The 16,469-nt window shown below is 68.5% G+C and carries 13 protein-coding genes and 2 pseudogenes; 6 read left to right on the top strand and 9 right to left on the bottom strand.

The window, feature by feature from the left end; translation table 11 throughout:
- Window positions 1-339 precede the first annotated feature (339 nt).
- Window positions 340-1,122: a thioesterase II family protein gene (locus DTL70_RS01400; protein WP_114019970.1), complete on the bottom strand. Its 783-nt coding sequence runs from the start codon at window positions 1,120-1,122 to the stop codon at window positions 340-342.
- A 172-nt stretch (window positions 1,123-1,294) separates the two neighbouring features.
- Window positions 1,295-1,770: pseudogene (locus DTL70_RS35035) on the bottom strand (carboxyl transferase domain-containing protein).
- A 766-nt stretch (window positions 1,771-2,536) separates the two neighbouring features.
- Between DTL70_RS35035 and DTL70_RS01420 the strand changes: the two are divergent.
- The 4 genes and pseudogenes from DTL70_RS01420 to DTL70_RS01435 all read left to right on the top strand — a co-directional run.
- Window positions 2,537-4,114 carry an MFS transporter gene (locus DTL70_RS01420; RefSeq protein WP_114019973.1) on the top strand — a complete coding sequence of 526 codons (1,578 nt, stop codon included), beginning with the start codon at window positions 2,537-2,539 and terminating at the stop codon, window positions 4,112-4,114.
- Between the two features lie 278 nt (window positions 4,115-4,392).
- A complete protein-coding gene (locus tag DTL70_RS01425) occupies window positions 4,393-6,420 on the top strand; it encodes a HelD family protein (protein ID WP_245978908.1) in 2,028 nt (675 codons plus the stop codon).
- Between the two features lie 947 nt (window positions 6,421-7,367).
- On the top strand, window positions 7,368-7,955 hold the full coding sequence (locus tag DTL70_RS01430) for a helix-turn-helix transcriptional regulator (protein WP_181860729.1): 588 nt from the start codon (window positions 7,368-7,370) through the stop codon (window positions 7,953-7,955).
- Window positions 7,945-8,434: pseudogene (locus DTL70_RS01435) on the top strand (transposase family protein); the annotation flags it as partial. The gene DTL70_RS01430 and the pseudogene DTL70_RS01435, both read left to right, overlap by 11 nt.
- A 194-nt stretch (window positions 8,435-8,628) precedes the next feature.
- Here DTL70_RS01435 and DTL70_RS01440 read toward each other — a convergent pair.
- The 4 genes from DTL70_RS01440 to DTL70_RS01455 all read right to left on the bottom strand — a co-directional run bounded on the left by DTL70_RS01440 (window position 8,629) and on the right by DTL70_RS01455 (window position 12,882).
- Entirely contained in the window at window positions 8,629-9,021 is a 393-nt protein-coding gene (locus DTL70_RS01440; RefSeq protein WP_114019975.1) for a type II toxin-antitoxin system death-on-curing family toxin, read from the bottom strand.
- On the bottom strand, window positions 9,018-9,212 hold the full coding sequence (locus DTL70_RS01445) for a ribbon-helix-helix protein, CopG family (protein WP_114019976.1): 195 nt from the start codon (window positions 9,210-9,212) through the stop codon (window positions 9,018-9,020). Before DTL70_RS01445 ends, DTL70_RS01440 begins: the two co-directional genes overlap by 4 nt.
- A gap of 138 nt (window positions 9,213-9,350) precedes the next feature.
- Window positions 9,351-10,706 carry a class I SAM-dependent RNA methyltransferase gene (locus DTL70_RS01450; protein ID WP_114019977.1) on the bottom strand — a complete coding sequence of 452 codons (1,356 nt, stop codon included), beginning with the start codon at window positions 10,704-10,706 and terminating at the stop codon, window positions 9,351-9,353.
- An 85-nt stretch (window positions 10,707-10,791) separates the two neighbouring features.
- Entirely contained in the window at window positions 10,792-12,882 is a 2,091-nt protein-coding gene (locus DTL70_RS01455) for an APC family permease (protein ID WP_114019978.1), read from the bottom strand.
- A gap of 69 nt (window positions 12,883-12,951) precedes the next feature.
- Here DTL70_RS01455 and DTL70_RS01460 point away from each other — a divergent pair, with 69 nt between their 5' ends.
- Both DTL70_RS01460 and DTL70_RS01465 read left to right on the top strand, forming a co-directional pair.
- Window positions 12,952-13,611, top strand: a complete 660-nt coding sequence (locus tag DTL70_RS01460; RefSeq protein WP_114019979.1) for a potassium channel family protein — start codon at window positions 12,952-12,954, stop codon at window positions 13,609-13,611.
- A 25-nt stretch (window positions 13,612-13,636) separates the two neighbouring features.
- Window positions 13,637-14,299 carry a potassium channel family protein gene (locus tag DTL70_RS01465; RefSeq protein ID WP_114019980.1) on the top strand — a complete coding sequence of 221 codons (663 nt, stop codon included), beginning with the start codon at window positions 13,637-13,639 and terminating at the stop codon, window positions 14,297-14,299.
- Between the two features lie 196 nt (window positions 14,300-14,495).
- Here the strand turns inward: DTL70_RS01465 and DTL70_RS01470 are convergent, their stop codons facing one another.
- The 3 genes from DTL70_RS01470 to DTL70_RS01480 are packed head-to-tail and all read right to left on the bottom strand — an operon-like array spanning window position 14,496 to window position 16,445.
- The gene (locus DTL70_RS01470) at window positions 14,496-15,320 is read right to left on the bottom strand and encodes a DUF3159 domain-containing protein (protein WP_181860730.1); all 825 of its coding nucleotides are present in this window, start codon (window positions 15,318-15,320) and stop codon (window positions 14,496-14,498) included.
- Window positions 15,321-15,323: 3 nt separating this feature from the next.
- Entirely contained in the window at window positions 15,324-15,728 is a 405-nt protein-coding gene (locus DTL70_RS01475; protein ID WP_114019981.1) for an OB-fold nucleic acid binding domain-containing protein, read from the bottom strand.
- Between the two features lie 30 nt (window positions 15,729-15,758).
- On the bottom strand, window positions 15,759-16,445 hold the full coding sequence (locus tag DTL70_RS01480; RefSeq protein ID WP_114019982.1) for a response regulator: 687 nt from the start codon (window positions 16,443-16,445) through the stop codon (window positions 15,759-15,761).
- Window positions 16,446-16,469 lie beyond the last annotated feature (24 nt).

Raw genomic sequence — 16,469 nt, forward strand, 5'->3', positions numbered from 1 at the left:
GCACAGTGCCACACCGTTGCGCGAACTCAGGGTGCTACGGGATCCGGGAGTGGATGGCGCACCAGCGGAGAGTGGTCGATCAGCACCCCCGGAGCCGCACCGGGTCGCGCGGGGCGTCCCCAGCTCATCGTCGCCCGGCGACGCCCAGACGACCTTGGCGAAGTGGCCCGCAGCGTGCTCAGCGGCCGCTCGGTGTCCTCGGTCAGCTCCCCGACATCACCGGCGACCAGCAGCCAGATGTTGTCCCCCGTCGGCCGCGGGTTCTCCACCGATCTCGCGGTTCCCCGGACGGCTGACGTGCACATCGCTCACGCCGAGCGGGTTCGCGGGGGCCATCCGTCACCGGTCCGACGCGGGCGGGCCGGTCATCGACGGCTCCGCGATACCGGCCGAGATCACCTCCAGCACCGCCGCGGTATGGGAGTTGAGGTAGAAGTGACCGCCCTCGTACACCTTGAGTGCGAAGCCGCCGACCGTGTGCTCGCTCCAGGCCGTCGCCTCGTCGAGCGTCACCTGCGGGTCGTCGTCGCCGGTGAGGGCGACGACGGGACAGTCCAGCCGAGGGCCTGGAGTGTGGCGGTACGACTCCACCGCCTTGTAGTCGCTCCTGACCGCCGGGAGGATCATCCGCAGCATGTCCGGGTCGTCCAGGATCTGGGAGTCGGTCCCGCTCAGCTTCTTGAGCTCGTCTATCAGGCCGTTGTCGTCGCGCTGCCGCACACGTCCGCCCCGCGTACGCGACGGGGCGCGCCGGCCGGAGACGAAGAGGCGCAGGGGCTTGATCTCCTTGCTCTCCAGACGCCTGGCGACCTCGTACGCCACCACGGCGCCCATGCTGTGACCGAAGAGGGCCAGCGGCTTGGTGTTCAGGGACAGCAGCTCCTCGACCACGCGGTCAGCCAGCTCGCCGATGTCACTGACGCACGGTTCGCCGCGCCGTTCCTGCCGGCCCGGGTACTGGACCGGCACCACCTCGATCGACGGTGACAGCATGCGGGAGACAGGCAAGTAGAAGGTCGCCGAGCCTCCCGCGTGCGGGAAGCAGACCAGCCGCACACCGGCATCCGGGGCCGGGTGGAATCGGCGCAGCCACGCTCCGCCGTGCCTGGTGTTACCTGTCATGGTTCCTGAACATCCCCTCTGTCTCGGGCTCTTGCCGTCTCTGTCCTGCGTTCTGCGGTCTTGCCGGATCACGTCGGCGGGTTGTTCCGCCCACGCGAGGACAGCCGGGCGCCCTTCGTGGGCGGTACCTCAAGTGCTCGGGCCACTACGGGTTTTGTCTCGGTGGGGCCGTTCACGATGTCCGCGATCCCGCGTTCGGCGGCGTAAGAAGGACGCAGTGATAAGGACGCCTCAGCTCCTGTTGGTACTCCTTGATCCGCCGGCCCGCACATCCTCGGGGCCGCGATCTCCTGGCAGAACACCACGTTCGCCGCGTCTTGCCCTCCATGACGGCCATCTCATCGGCCGGAGGGGCGAAGGACAGGTCCGCACCGATGGAACGCGAGTCGATGACGAAGAGGACCCGCCGTACGCCTTGCGGAGAATAACCCGGATTCGGGCGCACCGTAGCATTGCGGCAGGCATAGAGCAGCTGCGCCCCGTGACGCATGATGCCGTCGTGCTCCTGCTCGCTGCCGGCAGAAATGCCGGTACGTCGACGAGCGTGATCAGCGGCAAGCCGAACACGTCGTAGCGCTGCACGAACCGCGCGGCCTCTTCCGCGACTCGGGTGTCCCACGCCCCGGCCGACGCCGGGGGCCGGACCACCCGAGCGCTCGACTCAACGACCCGAAGAAACAGTGGTTTCAAGGCCGAGGCAGCGGAACCGAACGTGTCCGCGCGGCCACCAGGCCGAGGGCGTCACCCCGCCCCACTCCGCGGCCACGGGCGCGTATGGCGCACACGGCAAGGGGAGCACGCGCCCCGCCCGGTCATGCCGCTGAGCGAGGAAGCGTTGCAGTGCGCCCGGCATCTGGCGGATGGCGCCGCGGCTCTCCTTGCGGGACGGCGCGGGGTGATCCTCCCGGGAGCGCGTATCGGCTTCCTCGGCCTGGGCACAGGTCGGTGAACTCGTCATTGCCGACGGCCTTCAGGGACGTGACAGAGAAGTGACGTTGTTCCTCTTCCAACTCCTCCGAACCGTCGGCGTCGTCATCGCCCCCCTCCGCCTCCTGTACTGCCTCGGTCGCCGGAGACTCCCGCTGCTCGGCAAGGGACAGCACACGGGCGGCCGACGGCGGCGAACCGAAGTCATCGGCCGACTGATCGAAAAGAGCCAGGGCGACCTCTTCACGGGGCCCAGCTCCTTCATCCGGCGGAGGGGCAGGCCCTCCGGGCGTCCATGCGGGCTTCGGCCCAGGTGACCGAAGCCTTTACCGTCAGAGGCATAAAATTGTTCAGTCCGCAAATCCCGGAGAGGCATATAGCGCGCTGGGTCGCAAGTATTTTGGCGAGTAAGTCCAAGGTTGACAGCGTTGTGGAGCTTGCTTATAGTCCACACGTTCTGTGCTCCCGCTGATATTCAAAGGTGGCCATGGCTACGCCTCCCACACTGTCGAAGTTCAGGCAGCGGTTGATTCTTTCCGTTCTCATGGTGTGTTCGCTGCTGATTTGGCTGGACAACACCGTTCTCAGTATCACTCTGGAGACCCTCGCGGACCCGGTCCTTGGACTGGGGGCCGACCCCGGTGAGCTGCAATGGGCCACGGGTGCCTACACCCTGGTCTTCGCCACCTTGATGTTCACCGCCGGCGCGCTGGGCGACAGCTTCGGCCACCGGAATGTCCTCGCAGTCGGCTTGGTGATCTTCGCCGGGGCTTCGATCTGGGCCGCATACGCAGGCGATGCCGGCCAGCTGATTGCCGCCAGGGCCGCGATGGGAGTCGGCGCCGCATTGATCATGCCCGCCAACTTCGCCGTCCTGTTGTGGACCTTCACCGGCCCCACCCGGGCGACCGCAATCGCCATTTCCTCGACCTCCACCGGCGTCGGAATGGCAGCGGGCCCGGTATTGGCAGGACTCCTGCTCAGCCATTTCTGGTGGGGTTCGGTCTTCCTTGTCAACGTCCCGATCGTCGTGGTGGCATTGGCCGGAGTCATCCTGCTGGTCCCCAATTTCCGCAGTCCCGTCGTGCGGCCCCTGGACCCGACTGGCATTCTGCTGTCGATCAGCGGACTCGCGGCATTGACCTACGGTCTGATCCGCGCGGGGCAGGTGGACGCCTGGAGCCGTTGGGACGTGTGGGCACCGATCGCGGCCGGGCTCGTCCTGATGGCCGCGTTCGTGCTCGTCGAACTGAGGACCAGGGAACCGAGCTTCGACCCCCGGATGCTTGCACAGCGGATGTTCGGTGGCGGCAACGTGTCCATGGCGTTGCTGTTCTTCTCCGTGGCAGCCATCACCTTCTACAACGCCTTCTACATGCAAGGCGCACTGGGCTACTCCCCGATGAAGGCCGGCCTGGCCAACGTCCCCACCGCCCTCGGCGCAGTCGTAGGCGCCCCCCTGGGCGCACGCCTGGTCCGCCGATGGTCACTGCGCCCTGTCGCCTTGCCCGCGCTCACGGCGGCGGCACTCAGCTTCGGCGCGGTCGGCTTCCTCGGGCTGCACACCCCGCTCGTCTGGATCGAAATCCTGCTGCTGGTGCAGGGCCTGTCCGTCGGTCTGGTGATGGCCCCCGTAACCGGAGCGCTGATCAGCAGCCTGCCGCTGGAACAATCCGGTGCCGGATCCGCCGTCACCAACACGGCACGACAGGTCGGCAGCGTGATCGGCATCGCGGTAGGCGGCACCATCCTGTCGATCGCCTACCGAAGCGCGATCGAACCCGCACTGAACGATGTCCCGGCATCACTCCAAGACAGCGCACGGGTATCCGCGGAACAGGCCCGGCACGCCGCCGCCACAGCCGACCGGCCCGCCCTGGCGCAGTCCGCCGATCACGCGTTCATCCACGCCATGCACGTCGGCGTCGTCTGGATCATGTTCATCGCACTCTTCGCAACAGCCGTACTGGCCTACGCCCTGTCCGCTGCCAAAAAGAAGAAGGATCCGACACCGGAGCTGGACCACGAAGAGGCCCGTGTCTCCGAGTCTCCCTCCCCCGCGTGACGGGCTGTGCGTGGACGGCATCGCGCAAGCCGATTTCCCTACGACGATCCGGCCGGCCGAGCGGTGCGGGCTGCCCGCCATGGTGGCCGAGAAGGCGAGACGTGTCGGCGTGGCCAACGTACCGCGAGGCCGCCGACGTGAAGGCACTGTCGCTCGTGGGTGGGACGGTGGCTGGGGACGACCCGGACGTGCAGCCCCTGTGTTGAAGAAGAAGGAGTCCCCTGTTGTCGGAAATGAATGATCCTGCTGTGCGTGAGGTCGAAGCGGAGCGGGATTATGTGTCGTCCTTGTACGAGCTGCTGACCGAGCGGCTTTCCGAGGCGCGAGTACAGCGGGTGAGTGTGCTGAAGGCCCCGACGGAAAGCGCCGGTGAGGCATACGAGCGGGAAATCGCCGCCGAGCGTCTTGCCAAGGAAATCGGCCGACTGGAGGGCGCCGAAAGGGGGCTGATCTTCGGGCGCATCGACTGGACGGACGGCATGGCCCTGCGCATCGGGCGGATCGGACTCCAGAGGGAGGAGGACGAGCTGCCTCTGCTCGTGGACTGGCGCGCGAACGCGGCGCGGCCTTTCTACGAGGCGACACCGGTCCACCCGATGGGCCTGCGGCGGCGCCGGCACCTGCGCCTCGAAGAGCGCACGGTCATCTCGGTGAGCGACGAGTTGCTGGACGGCAGCGCCCCGACCGACGGGGATGTCGTGGGAGACGGCCCGTTGACCGAGGCTCTGTCGGCACGGCGTACGGGCAAGATGCACACGGCAGTCGCGACACTGCAGTCCGAGCAGGACGAGATCGTCCGCTCCGCCCATCGCGGGGTGACCGTGGTGCAGGGCGGGCCCGGCACCGGCAAGACGGTGGTCGCCCTGCATCGGGCAGCCTACGTCCTGTACGCGTTCCCACGCGCCGCGGAAGAGGGCGTCCTGGTGGTGGGCCCGAACGCCCGGTTCCTCGACTACATCTCCCAGGTTCTTCCCTCGCTTGGAGAGAACGACGTCGATCTGGCGACCTGCCGGGAACTGGGCGGCGTGTCCACGGACACGGTGAGCCCGTTCGACGCGACACGCGTGAAGGGCCACTCCGACCTCGCCGAAGCTTTGGCCGGCCTGCTGCGCATCCACCAAGCCCCCGCCGGTGACTTCACCGTGCGGGTCGGCCAGCAACTGGTTCACCTCTCCGGCGAGGAAGTCGCCACGGCGCGCGATTCCGCCTTGGCGGCCGCACTGGGGCACAACCCCGCGCGCCAGGTCTTCAAAGAGCTCGTGGTCGATGCCGTCGCCGACGCGATGCAACGAGACATGGGCGACGTCCTGGAGCAGATCGACGCCGATGCCGAAAAGATGACGGGCATCAACCTCGACCGGTTCACGGGAGCCGCCCAGCGCCGTGCCGAAGGTGCGCCCGAGCCGGGTCCGGCCCACGAGTTGGACTTGGACGCCATCCGCGCCGATCTCCTTGCCGACGCCGACGTCGACCGGCTGATCGAGGTGTTGTGGCCGCGGTTGGTACCCGGTGACCTCGTGAAGGCGCTCCTGACGAGTGCCGACGCTCTCGCCGAGTACCTGCCCCGTCTGACCGCGCAGGAGCGGTCCCTTCTGCTGCGCGGTCCCGACGACCCGTGGACCGATGCCGATGTGCCGTTGCTGGACGAGGCGGCGAGCCTGGTCGACGGCCCCCCCGAGCGGACGTACGGGCACGTCGTCGTCGACGAGGCGCAGGAACTGACCGCCATGCAGTGGCGGATGATCGTCCGCCGCTGCCCGGCGCGGGCGATGACGCTGGTGGGTGACTTCGCCCAGGCAGGCCCCGTCGCGACGGCACGCGACTGGAAGGAAGCACTGAGCCCCCACGTCGGACCGCGGTTCAATCTGCACAACCTGACCGTCAGCTACCGCACCACGCAGGAGATCCTGGAGAGCGTCCAGGATCTGCTCAGACGGATCGCCCCGGACCAGAAGCCCACACGGTCACTGCGCAGCGGAGAGAACCCGCGCACCGTGACCACACCTGTGGACGGGTTGGTCGCCGCAGTCGTTCAGGAACTCCGCGCCCAGAGCAGCGCGCACCCGGGCGAGCTTCTGGGAGTGATCTGCGCGGACGCCAGGGTGAGCGAGCTGACGACCCAAGGCGTCGCTCACCACGCACGCATCGTGCCGGCATCCGAAGCACGCGGTCTGGAATTCGACGGGGTCGTCGTCATCAACCCCGAGGAAATCACCACGGCCCGTCCCGGTGGGGAAAGGGACCTGTACGTGGCCCTGACCCGGGCCACCAAGCGCCTTTGCACCATCACCGCCCAGCCCGCCTGACGGCTCGGCGCCCGCGGCGTCGCCGCGGGCGCGCCCGGCGCGGTACAGACATCGGCCCCGCGTGTACGGGACTGCCCGCTGCCTTACTGCTCTCGGCCGTACCCGGCAGCATGCGGCTGTGCATGCCGACGGTGTTCAAACAGACCGCTTCGCGCAGCAGGGTGACGTCGCTGGTGGCCGCCGTGGGCCACCAGCTCGGCGGCCCACGCTGCCTCCTCACGCAGCGGCGCGAAGAACAAGTACAGCTCGTGCGCGGTGATCCGCCGCCGGAACGGCGCACACGCCGCCGGCAGACGCGACAGGCCACAGGCCACCTTGGCGCAGCACGTCCAGGTCGTCGATGCTGTCCGCCCCAGCCACCATTCCGCGCGATCGACAGCGCCTTCTCGTCGGCGGCCGTCCCCGCGCCGTTGGCCACGTCCACGAATTCCACCATTCTCGGCCATCAGGGCGGGCAGAGCGCATCGCTCGGCCAACCGGATATTCGGGATGAACCTGGCATGCATCATGCACGATTAAGCCGGGGCCATCGGACGCGGTAAACAGTTTCGCGATCCTTTATGAAACTTTAACTTTTTGCGGGTGACTCCCCCTACCGTAGGCAGCAGGCGCCTCTTCCTATTCCTCGTCCACCAACAGTCCGTCACGCTGTGACTAGTTCGGGGTGGACAGGTCGAGTCACTCTGTGCCATCCTAATCTACCAGTGATTGAACCTACTAGGTTTTAACGTGCGCAAATGCGGGATCACTGATAGAGGGCAACGGGGGGCTCTGACATGAGTAGGTCGACGTGGCAATCGATCTCCAGCAGCGGAAGCAGCCAGGCAGGCCGCTTGGCGCCTGATGCATATGGCGGCCAAGCCTCCCTGCGGGCCAGACGCTCCCTGTTGCAGACGGAGATAACGCTGATAATCGACGACTCCTTTCGTCGATACAGCATCGAGGGAATGCTTCGTTCCCTCGACATCCAGTTCACAGCGCAGTCCGTTGCAGATTTCGTCGCTCTCTCGGTGTTCTGCGACGGCCAACTGATCATTTCAGACAGCGCTGCTTTGGGGTCTGTACCTGGCGAGATCGCTGAAAATCTACGCCTCCAGAACATTCCTATACTGATCCTGGTGGATTCGGCAGACGTTGTTGAACCGCCCTGGGTCGATCACGCAAACGGTTTTCTGGACTGGGCAGGCCTCCACCCCGAGACTCTGCGCGAAGCGATCGTCGACGTGAAGGCTGGACGCTTTCATGTGTCGGCGAACCTGGCACGACGCTCTTTGACGGCACCCGACAAAGCCGGTGAGGATGCCGCCTCGAAGCGCGCGTCGATGATTGCGCTGACGGCACGTGAGCACCAGGTACTGCGCTTGATTGCCGAGGGGCTGAGCAACCGAGAAGTTGCTCGATCGCTGGGTATATCCGAACACGGAGTCAAACGCGCGGTCGGCATCATTTTAGCCAAGCTCAACTGTCCGAACCGGACCCTTGCGGTGGTTCGGGCCATAGAGTCGGGCCTCCTCGTCATGTCAGGTGCCGAATGATCGGCGCTGCTTCGGGGAACTGGTGACCGTGGCCCGGCGCGAGCAGGCAGCCTATGTGCGGCGGGGACGTCCGTGGAGTCCCCGCCGCGAGACCGCTTTTTGCTGGTCGCGGCCTACTGGCGCACGACCCTGACGGCGCGTCAGCTGACGCCGTCGTTCGGGATCGCCAAGTCGGCCGCGGCCGGGCCGTCGACCATCTGGGGCCGATACTCGCGGCAGCCGCGCAAGCGGTTCGCCAGGGACGCCGTGCTCATCGTCGAAGGGACCCTTGCGCCTACCCGCGACCACCGCATCGCCGAGCAGTCGAAGAACTCCTGCTATTCCACGGCGCATCAGGTGGTCATTCGACGCCGCGAGCTGCCTGGGTGGTCGTGGCCGGCCTCCCCTCCCCGGCAACAGCCACGACGCCCGGCTGAGAGGAATTCGACGCAAAGGACATCGTCGGCAAGACCACAATCACCGCCGGCGGCCGACGCCCCGCCGAAGCCGATGGCCAAGGACAAGGAGCAGCAGCTGCCGCTCGGTGGGCCCTACACCCGGCACGAGACCCGTCGCCGCCACTCGCCTGCCCGCAGCCCGATTCAGACCGATCCAGGCCCCGGCGGACTGCCAGGAGCCATCACCGCTCCCCGAACCTCATTCCGTCCCGTACCTACCCTCACGACGTCGAACGTCAGGAAAGGGGGAACCAGCCCGACAGGTGCTTGGCAATGGCCGGTACAGCGATGTGGTCCTGCGCGACTTCCTCGACAAACGGGCCGGCGACGGAGAAGTGCGGCGGGACAGTACTGGCGCTGACGCCGTTGAACCGCAGGAAGACGCGCATGGCAAGCCAAGCGGTGCGTTCATTGCCGTCGATCAGCGCGTGATTGCGGGCGACGGAGTGCAGTAGCGCCGCCGCCTTCTCGTGCAGCGTGGGATACAACTCGGCCCCGAACACGTTCGTCCGGGGCCGTTCGATCGCCGACACCAGAAGACCCACGTCGCGCACGCCGTGCTCGGTGCCGTTGACCGTGCGGGCGATGGCCAGGAGCTCGTCGATCTGGATGTAGCGCACGTCGATCACTTCAGGTAGTCCAGGATCTCCGCATCGCTGTCCATGAGCTCGGTCAGGACGTCGTCGACCTTCAGCTCGGCCCGGTTCTGGGCGTCACGGATGGCCTCGATGGCAAGTTCCTGCTTGCTGCGGCCCTCCCGACGAGCCCGCTCGGTGAGCTGCGCGTCCAGGTCGTCGGGGAGCCGGAGTGTCATCGCCATACGCAGATGATACCTGGCCGGTATCAATGGCGCAGTCGGGCGTTCTCGACGCCCGGACCATGGGGCCCGGATGGTCACTCGCACCGCTGCACGGAGGGAAACAGTTCGAGCACCCCACCCGGCCAAGAAATGCGCAGGTCAGGACCCCTTCTCGGCAGGCTCCAAAATTGCCACGCACTCCACGTGCTGCGTCATCGGGAACAGGTCGAACGCTCTCAGGAAGCGGGGGCGGTAGCCCGTGGTGGAGAAGTAGGCGAGGTCGCGGGCCAGGGCCGCGGGGTCGCAGGCGACGTAGGCGATGCGGCGGGGGGCGAGGGAGGCGATGCGCTCGACGAGGGATTTGCCGGCGCCCGCGCGGGGTGGGTCGAGGACGACGAGGTCGGCCTCGGTGATGCCGGTGCGGGGTAGCACCTTGTCGACTTTGCCGTGCTCGACGCGGACGCGCGGGAAGTCGGCGAGGTTCTTGCGGGCGTCGGCGACCGCGCGTTTGCCGGACTCGATGCCGAGTACGGCCCCGCGTTCGCCGACGCGGTCGGCGAGCGCGCCGGCGAACAGGCCGACGCCGCAGTACAGGTCGAGGGCCATCTCGCCCTTGCGGGGGGTGAGGCCGCGCATCACGGCGTCGACGAGGAGGTCGGCGGCCTGCGGGTGCACCTGCCAGAAGCCGCCCTCGCCGACGCGCCAGGTGCGGTCGTCGGCGCGTTCGCGGACGAAGTCGCGGCCGTGTACGCGGTGGACGGCGCGGTCCTTCTCGCCGACGCGGAGGACGGAGACCTCGCGGTCGAGTTCGACCAGCGGGAGGCGCCCGCCGGGGCGGGGGGTGAGGACGACCTGGCGGTCGGCGGATCCGGTGGCGGCGATGGCGTCGACGGAGGCGAGGGTGGGCCACTCGCGGGCCTCGATGCCCAGTTCGTCGACGCCGGGGGCCGCGATCAGGCAGTGGTCGATGCGCTGCACTTCGTGCGAGCGGTGCTTGAGCAGTCCGGGGTGGCCGTCGGCGTCGATGGTGTAGTGCACGCGGGTGCGCCAGGCGGGGACCTCGCCGGGGGCGACCTTGTCGCCGGGGGCCGGTTCGACGGTGCCGTCCCAGGAGACGTCCTCGGGGGTCAGGCCGGCCAGCCGCTGGAGTTGTTCGGTCAGCACGTCGGCCTTGAGGCGTCGCTGCGCGCCCGGCTTGACGTGCTGCCAGTCGCAGCCGCCGCAGCGTCCTGGGCCCGAGAAGGGGCAGGGGGCCTCGATGCGGTCTTTGGCCGGTTCGAGGATCTCTACCGCGTCCGCCCGCAGGAAGCGGGAGTCGGCACGCCCCTCGGTCACCTGTGCGACGACCCGCTCGCCCGGCAGTGTGTGCCGTACGAAGAGCACCTGGCCGCTCTCCGTGCGGGCGACGCAGTGGCCGCCGTGTGCCACCGGGCCGACCTCGACCTCGTACTCCTCCCCCACCAGGGAGGGAGCTACGTGCTCGGACGCGCTGTCGGACGCGCTGGTTTCGGGCATGAGGGGGTGACTCCACAGACGTCGGGTTCGCCCCTGGTGGGCGAGGTGAGCGGGAGGCACGCCGCCTGCGCCGCAGCCGCCGAGTCTACTTGCCGCGCTGCCGGGTCAGACTCCCCGCACTGCCCTCGGGGCCGCCGCCGTCTCTGCCGGACTTCCGGGGCGGGATCACCGGGCCGCGCCGCACCGCGCCCGGGGCGTTCCACTGCTCGCGCCTGCGGGCCCGCTTCTTCGCGACCTCGGAGGACTCCAGCTGGTAGGGGACGGAAGTCACCATCACGCCGGGGGTGAACAGCAGCCTGCCCTTGAGCCGCAGTGCGCTCTGGTTGTGGAGCAGGTGTTCGTACCAGTGGCCGACCACGTACTCGGGGATGAAGACGCTGACGACGTCGCGGGGCTGTTCCTGGCGGAGGCGTTTGACGTAGTCGATGACGGGGCGCGAGATCTCGCGGTAGGGCGAGTCGAGGATGGTGAGCGGGATGTCGATGTCGCTCTCCTCCCACTCGCGGCGCAGCAGTTCCGTCTCGTCGTGGTCGACGTTGACGGTGACGGCCTCGAGGGTGTCGGAGCGCATCAGCTTGGCGTAGCGCAGGGCGCGCAGCGTGGGCCGGTGGATCTTGGAGACGAGCACGAACGAGTGAACCCGCGCGGGGCGCAGTTGCGGTTCGGCCGTCTCGTCGGCCGCCAGTTCCTCGGAGATCCGGTCGTAGTGGCGGCGGATGGCGGACATCACGGCGAAGAAGAGCGCCATGCCCACCAGCGAGACCCAGGCACCGTGGGTGAACTTGGTCACCAGCACCACCACGAGCACCAGTCCGGTCAGGAACGCGCCGAAGGCGTTGATGGCGCGGGAGCGGTGCATGTGGCGGCGGCGGGCCGGGTCGCTCTCGGTGGTCAGCAGCCGGTTCCAGTGCCGGACCATGCCGGTCTGGCTGAGGGTGAAGGAGACGAAGACGCCCACGATGTAGAGCTGGATCAGCCGGGTGGAGTCGGCCTCGTAGACCACCACGAGTATCGCGGCGGCTCCGGCCAGCAGCACGATGCCGTTGGAGAAGGCGAGCCGGTCGCCCCTGGTGTGCAGCTGACGCGGCAGGTAGCGGTCCTGGGCGAGGATCGAGCCGAGCAGCGGGAAGCCGTTGTAGGCGGTGTTGGCCGCCAGGAACAGCACCAGCGCGGTGGCGGCGGCGAGGAAGACGAAGGGGGCCGTTCCGTCGCCGAAGACCGCGGCCGCGACCTGGGAGATCACCGGGTTCTGAGTGTAGCCATCGCCTGCCGGGTGCCCGTCGATCAGCAGGTCCTTGGCGGGGTTCTCCGCCATCTTCACGCCGGTGACCATGGCGAACGCGATGATGCCGCAGAACATGGTGACGGCGAGCCCGCCCATCAGGGCGAGGGTGGTCGCCGCGTTCCGCGACTTGGGCTTGCGGAACGCGGGCACGCCGTTGCTGATGGCCTCGACGCCGGTGAGCGCCGCGCAGCCGGAGGAGAAGGCGCGCAGCAGCAGGAACGCCAGCGCGAACCCGGCGATGCCGTGCTGCTCGGTGTGGATCTCGTAGTCGGCCGTGGGGGCGCGCATGTCGTCGCCCAGCAGGACTCCCCGCACCAGGCCCCAGATGATCAGGGCGAAGACGCCGACGACGAAGCAGTAGGTGGGGACGGCGAACAGCTTGCCTGACTCGCGTACCCCGCGCAGGTTCATCAGCGTCAGCAGCACGATGACCGCGACCGCGCAGAAGGTCTTGTGTTCGACGACGAAGGGGATGGCCGAGCCGAGGTTCTCCACTCCGGAGGAGATGGAGACGGCGACGGTTAGCACGTAGTCGACCAGCAGTGCGCTGGCGACGGTCAGACCCGCTCTGCGTCCGAGGTTGGTGGTCGCCACCTCGTAGTCGCCGCCGCCGCTCGGGTAGGCGCGGACGTTTTGCCGGTAGGAGGCCACCACCGTGAACATCAGGACGACGACCGCCACGGCGATCCACGGGCTGAAGTGGTAGGCGGACACCCCGGCGACCGAGAGGACCAGCAGTACCTCGCCCGGGGCATAGGCGACCGAGGAGAGCGGGTCCGAGGCGAAGACGGGGAGGGCGACACGCTTGGGAAGCAGCGTCTCGCCGAGCCTGTCGCTGCGGAGCGCCCTCCCGAGCAGAAGTCGTTTCGGTACGTCGGTCATCCTGGACACGCAGAGGATCGTATGCGGTCGGTCGTGCGATGCTGAGACGGCCCGCTGTACGGGACGAAGGGACGGGCGTTGCACATTGTGATCATGGGCTGCGGACGCGTGGGAGCGGAGCTCGCGCAGACCCTGGAGCAACAGGGCCACACGGTGGCGGTCATCGACCGGGACCCCACCGCCTTCCGGCGCCTCGGCTCGGGCTTCGGCGGCCGCAGGGTCACCGGCATCGGCTTCGACCAGGACACCCTGCGAGAGGCCGGGATAGAGGAGGCCGGGGCCTTCGCCGCGGTCAGCAGCGGCGACAACTCCAACATCATCGCCGCTCGCGTCGCACGTGAGATGTTCGGCACAGACCATGTGGCCGCCCGCATCTACGACCCCCGGCGCGCGGAGGTCTACCAGCGCCTGGGCATCCCGACGGTGGCGACCGTGCGGTGGACCGCCGACCAGATGCTGCGCCGGCTGCTGCCCTCGGGCTCCGAGCCGCTGTGGCGGGACCCCAGCGGTGCGGTGCAGCTCGCGGAGGTGCACACCTCGCCTGCGTGGGTCGGCCAGCGGGTGAGCAGGCTCCAGGACGACGCGGGGGTGCGTATCGCCTTTCTCACCCGCCTGGGTGAGGCCGTGCTGCCCACCCCGCAGACGGTGCTGCAAGAGGGCGACCTCGTGCATGTGATGATGCGCTGCGGGGACGTCGCCCGAGTCGAAGAAGTTTTTGCCGTAGGACCGGAATCGTGAGCGAAGCGAACAAGGGGAAAGCGGCATGAGGGTCGCTATTGCGGGGGCGGGCGCTGTCGGCCGGTCCATCGCGGGTGAGCTGCTGGAGAACGGGCACGAGGTCCTGCTGATCGACAAGGCGCCGACGGCGATCTCGGTCGAGCGGGTGCCCCAGGCGGAGTGGCTGCTGGCGGACGCGTGCGAGATCACCTCGCTCGACGAGGCCGCACTGGAGCGCTGCCACACGGTGATCGCCGCGACCGGCGACGACAAGGTGAATCTGGTCGTCTCGCTGCTGGCCAAGACGGAGTACGGCGTCCCGCGTGTCGTGGCCCGCGTCAACAACCCGAAGAACGAGTGGCTGTTCAACGAGTCGTGGGGCGTGGACGTCGCCGTCTCGACGCCGCGTCTGATGTCGGCGCTCGTCGAGGAGGCCGTCAGCGTCGGCGATCTGGTGCGGCTGATGCGGTTCTCGCAGGGCGACGCCAACCTGGTCGAGCTGACGCTGCCGCCGGAGTCCACGCTGGCCGGCGTGCGGGTCGGTGACGTCAACTGGCCGGAGGACACCTCGCTGGTCACCGTCATCAGGGGCAACCGGGTGCTCACCCCCGACCGGGACGACGCGCTGGAAGTGGGCGACGAGCTCCTCTTCGTGGCCGCGCCCGCGCGCGAGGAGCAGCTGGAGGAGCTGCTCTCGGCCCGCTCGTAGCGCGCCGCTGCCGGTGCGACGCGAGAGCGCGTGCCTCTGCCCGTACGGCGAGAGGGCGCGTGTCTGTGCCCGTACGACGCGAGGGTGCTCGCCCGTTAAGGCCGTCGCCCGTCCCACCGGGCCCCAGGAGCCGTACGGCGCCGGGAGAGCCGACGGCAGGCAGGCGGTGGGCGAGCCGCGGAAGGTGAGCTGGGGATCAGCGGCGGTGGCGGCCCGGGGTGCCGGCCTCGGCCGTGGCGGCCTTCGCCGCGGCCTTCTCGGCCTTGGCGGCCTCCTCCTCGGCCTCCATCTCGGCGATGACGTTGATCGGCGGGGGCGCCTTCGCCAGGAAGATCCACGTGAGGTAGACGGCCAGCAGGAACGGCGGGATCTTCAGCACGACCGTGACCCAGCCGAACTGGGTGGTCTCGCCCCAGAAGTAGAGCGGGAAGAGCACGGCCGACTTGCCGAGCAGGATGAAGCCCCAGGCGTAGCTGGCCTTCGTGTAGGCCTTCTTGCGGCCGGGGTTGCGCTTGCGCCAGGAGAGGTTCTCCTTGAACACAGGACCGAGCACCAGCCCGAGCAGGGGCACGCCCGCCAGTGACGTGACGATGTAGCCGAGCGCCAGGCCGAGCGTGTAGAGCATGCCCGGCAGGTAGAAGTCCTTGGCGTTGCCGGTCATCATCGCGAACAGCACGCCGAAGCCGACGCCGAAGATCCCGCTGAACGCGTGTTTGACGGTGTCCCTGCGCAGCAGCCGGACGACGACCATCACACCGGAGATCACCAACGCGGTGATGGCCGCGGTGTGGAGGTCCTTGTTCACCGTGAACATCGCGATGAAGACCAGGCCGGGGACGGTCGTCTCGACCAGCCCCCGCACCCCGCCGAACGCCTCGAACAGCGCGGCCTCCGTCACGGCCTGCGAGCCGCCTTCGGCCCGCGAGGCGCCCGCGTCGGCCGGCCGCTCGTCGCCGGTGCCGGTCGCGCCGGGCTCGACGGCCGGACCGGCCGCGTCCGTCTGCTTGTCGGGAGGGGTCACCCGCTACTCCTGTCCGAGTGGTCGCAACTCGTACTTGGGGTTGAACATCACGGGACGGCCGTGGCTGGTGGTGATCCGTCCCCAGACGATCAGCTTGCGGCCCGGCTCGATGCCCGCGATGGAGCGGCGGCCCAGCCAGACGACGTCCAGTGGCGCCGAGCCGTCGAACAGCTCGGCCTCCAACGTGGGCACCCCGGCGCGCGGCCGCAGAGTCACGGTGCGCAGCGTACCGGTCACCCGCACCATGTCGCGGTCGCTGCACTCGGCAATCCGCGTGCAGCCGGTGTCCTCGGCTTCCTCACGCAGTTCGGCGGAGCGCAGGTCCTCCTCGGAGGAGGAGAGCCGTTCGAGGAAGCGTCGGAAGCGCCCGCTTCCCGTTCCCCGCTGCTCTCGGGTGGCGCCAGTCATAACCGCCAGGGTACCCGCCGGGAACCCCCGCTATTTCTCGAACCTGTACCCCATCCCCGCCTCCGTCACGAAGTGCCGCGGGTGCGCGGGGTCGGTCTCCAGTTTGCGGCGCAGCTGTGCCATGTAGACGCGCAGGTAGTTGGTCTCGGTGCCGTAGGAGGGGCCCCAGACCTCCCGCAGCAGCTGCTTCTGGCTCACCAGCCGGCCCGGGCTGCGGACCAGCGCCTCCAGCAGGTGCCACTCGGTGGGCGTGAGCCGCACGTCGCCGCCGTCGCGCCGCACCTTCTTCGCGGCCAGGTCCACCGTGAAGGTCGCGGTCTCGATGACGCCCGAGCCCTCGGGCATCCCGGCGGGCGGCTCGGATCTGCGCACGGCGGCCCGCAGCCGGGCCAGCAGTTCGTCCATGCCGAACGGCTTGGTGACGTAGTCGTCGGCGCCCGCGTCGAGCGCCTCGACCTTCTCGTCGCTGGTCTGGCGGGCGGACAGGACAAGGATCGGTATGCGGGTCCAGCCGCGGATGCCGCGGATGACATCCACGCCGTCCATGTCGGGCAGGCCCAGGTCGAGGATGACGACGTCGGGGTGGCGGTCGGCGGCCATGCGCAGCGCGGTCGCGGCGTCGTGCGCGGCGTCCACCTCGTACTTGCGTGCCTTGAGGTTGATCACGAGGGCGCGGACGATCTGCGGCTCGTCGTCGACCACGAGCACCCGGTGCATGCTTGCTTCCTCTCGGTTTTCCGT

This window comes from Streptomyces diacarni, from assembly GCF_003323715.1.
Classification (GTDB): domain Bacteria; phylum Actinomycetota; class Actinomycetes; order Streptomycetales; family Streptomycetaceae; genus Streptomyces; species Streptomyces diacarni.

What these genes read in the sequence shown, in the direction of transcription:
- DTL70_RS01430 (WP_181860729.1), top strand. Translation starts at nt 7,368, where the DNA reads ATGCTTCGTTCCCTCGACATCCAGTTCACAGCGCAGTCCGTTGCAGAT.
- DTL70_RS01465 (WP_114019980.1), top strand. Translation starts at nt 13,637, where the DNA reads ATGAGGGTCGCTATTGCGGGGGCGGGCGCTGTCGGCCGGTCCATCGCG.
- DTL70_RS01480 (WP_114019982.1), bottom strand. Translation starts at nt 16,445, where the DNA reads ATGCACCGGGTGCTCGTGGTCGACGACGAGCCGCAGATCGTCCGCGCC.
- DTL70_RS01450 (WP_114019977.1), bottom strand. Translation starts at nt 10,706, where the DNA reads ATGCCCGAAACCAGCGCGTCCGACAGCGCGTCCGAGCACGTAGCTCCC.
- DTL70_RS01445 (WP_114019976.1), bottom strand. Translation starts at nt 9,212, where the DNA reads ATGGCGATGACACTCCGGCTCCCCGACGACCTGGACGCGCAGCTCACC.
- DTL70_RS01475 (WP_114019981.1), bottom strand. Translation starts at nt 15,728, where the DNA reads ATGACTGGCGCCACCCGAGAGCAGCGGGGAACGGGAAGCGGGCGCTTC.
- DTL70_RS01400 (WP_114019970.1), bottom strand. Translation starts at nt 1,122, where the DNA reads ATGACAGGTAACACCAGGCACGGCGGAGCGTGGCTGCGCCGATTCCAC.
- DTL70_RS01420 (WP_114019973.1), top strand. Translation starts at nt 2,537, where the DNA reads ATGGCTACGCCTCCCACACTGTCGAAGTTCAGGCAGCGGTTGATTCTT.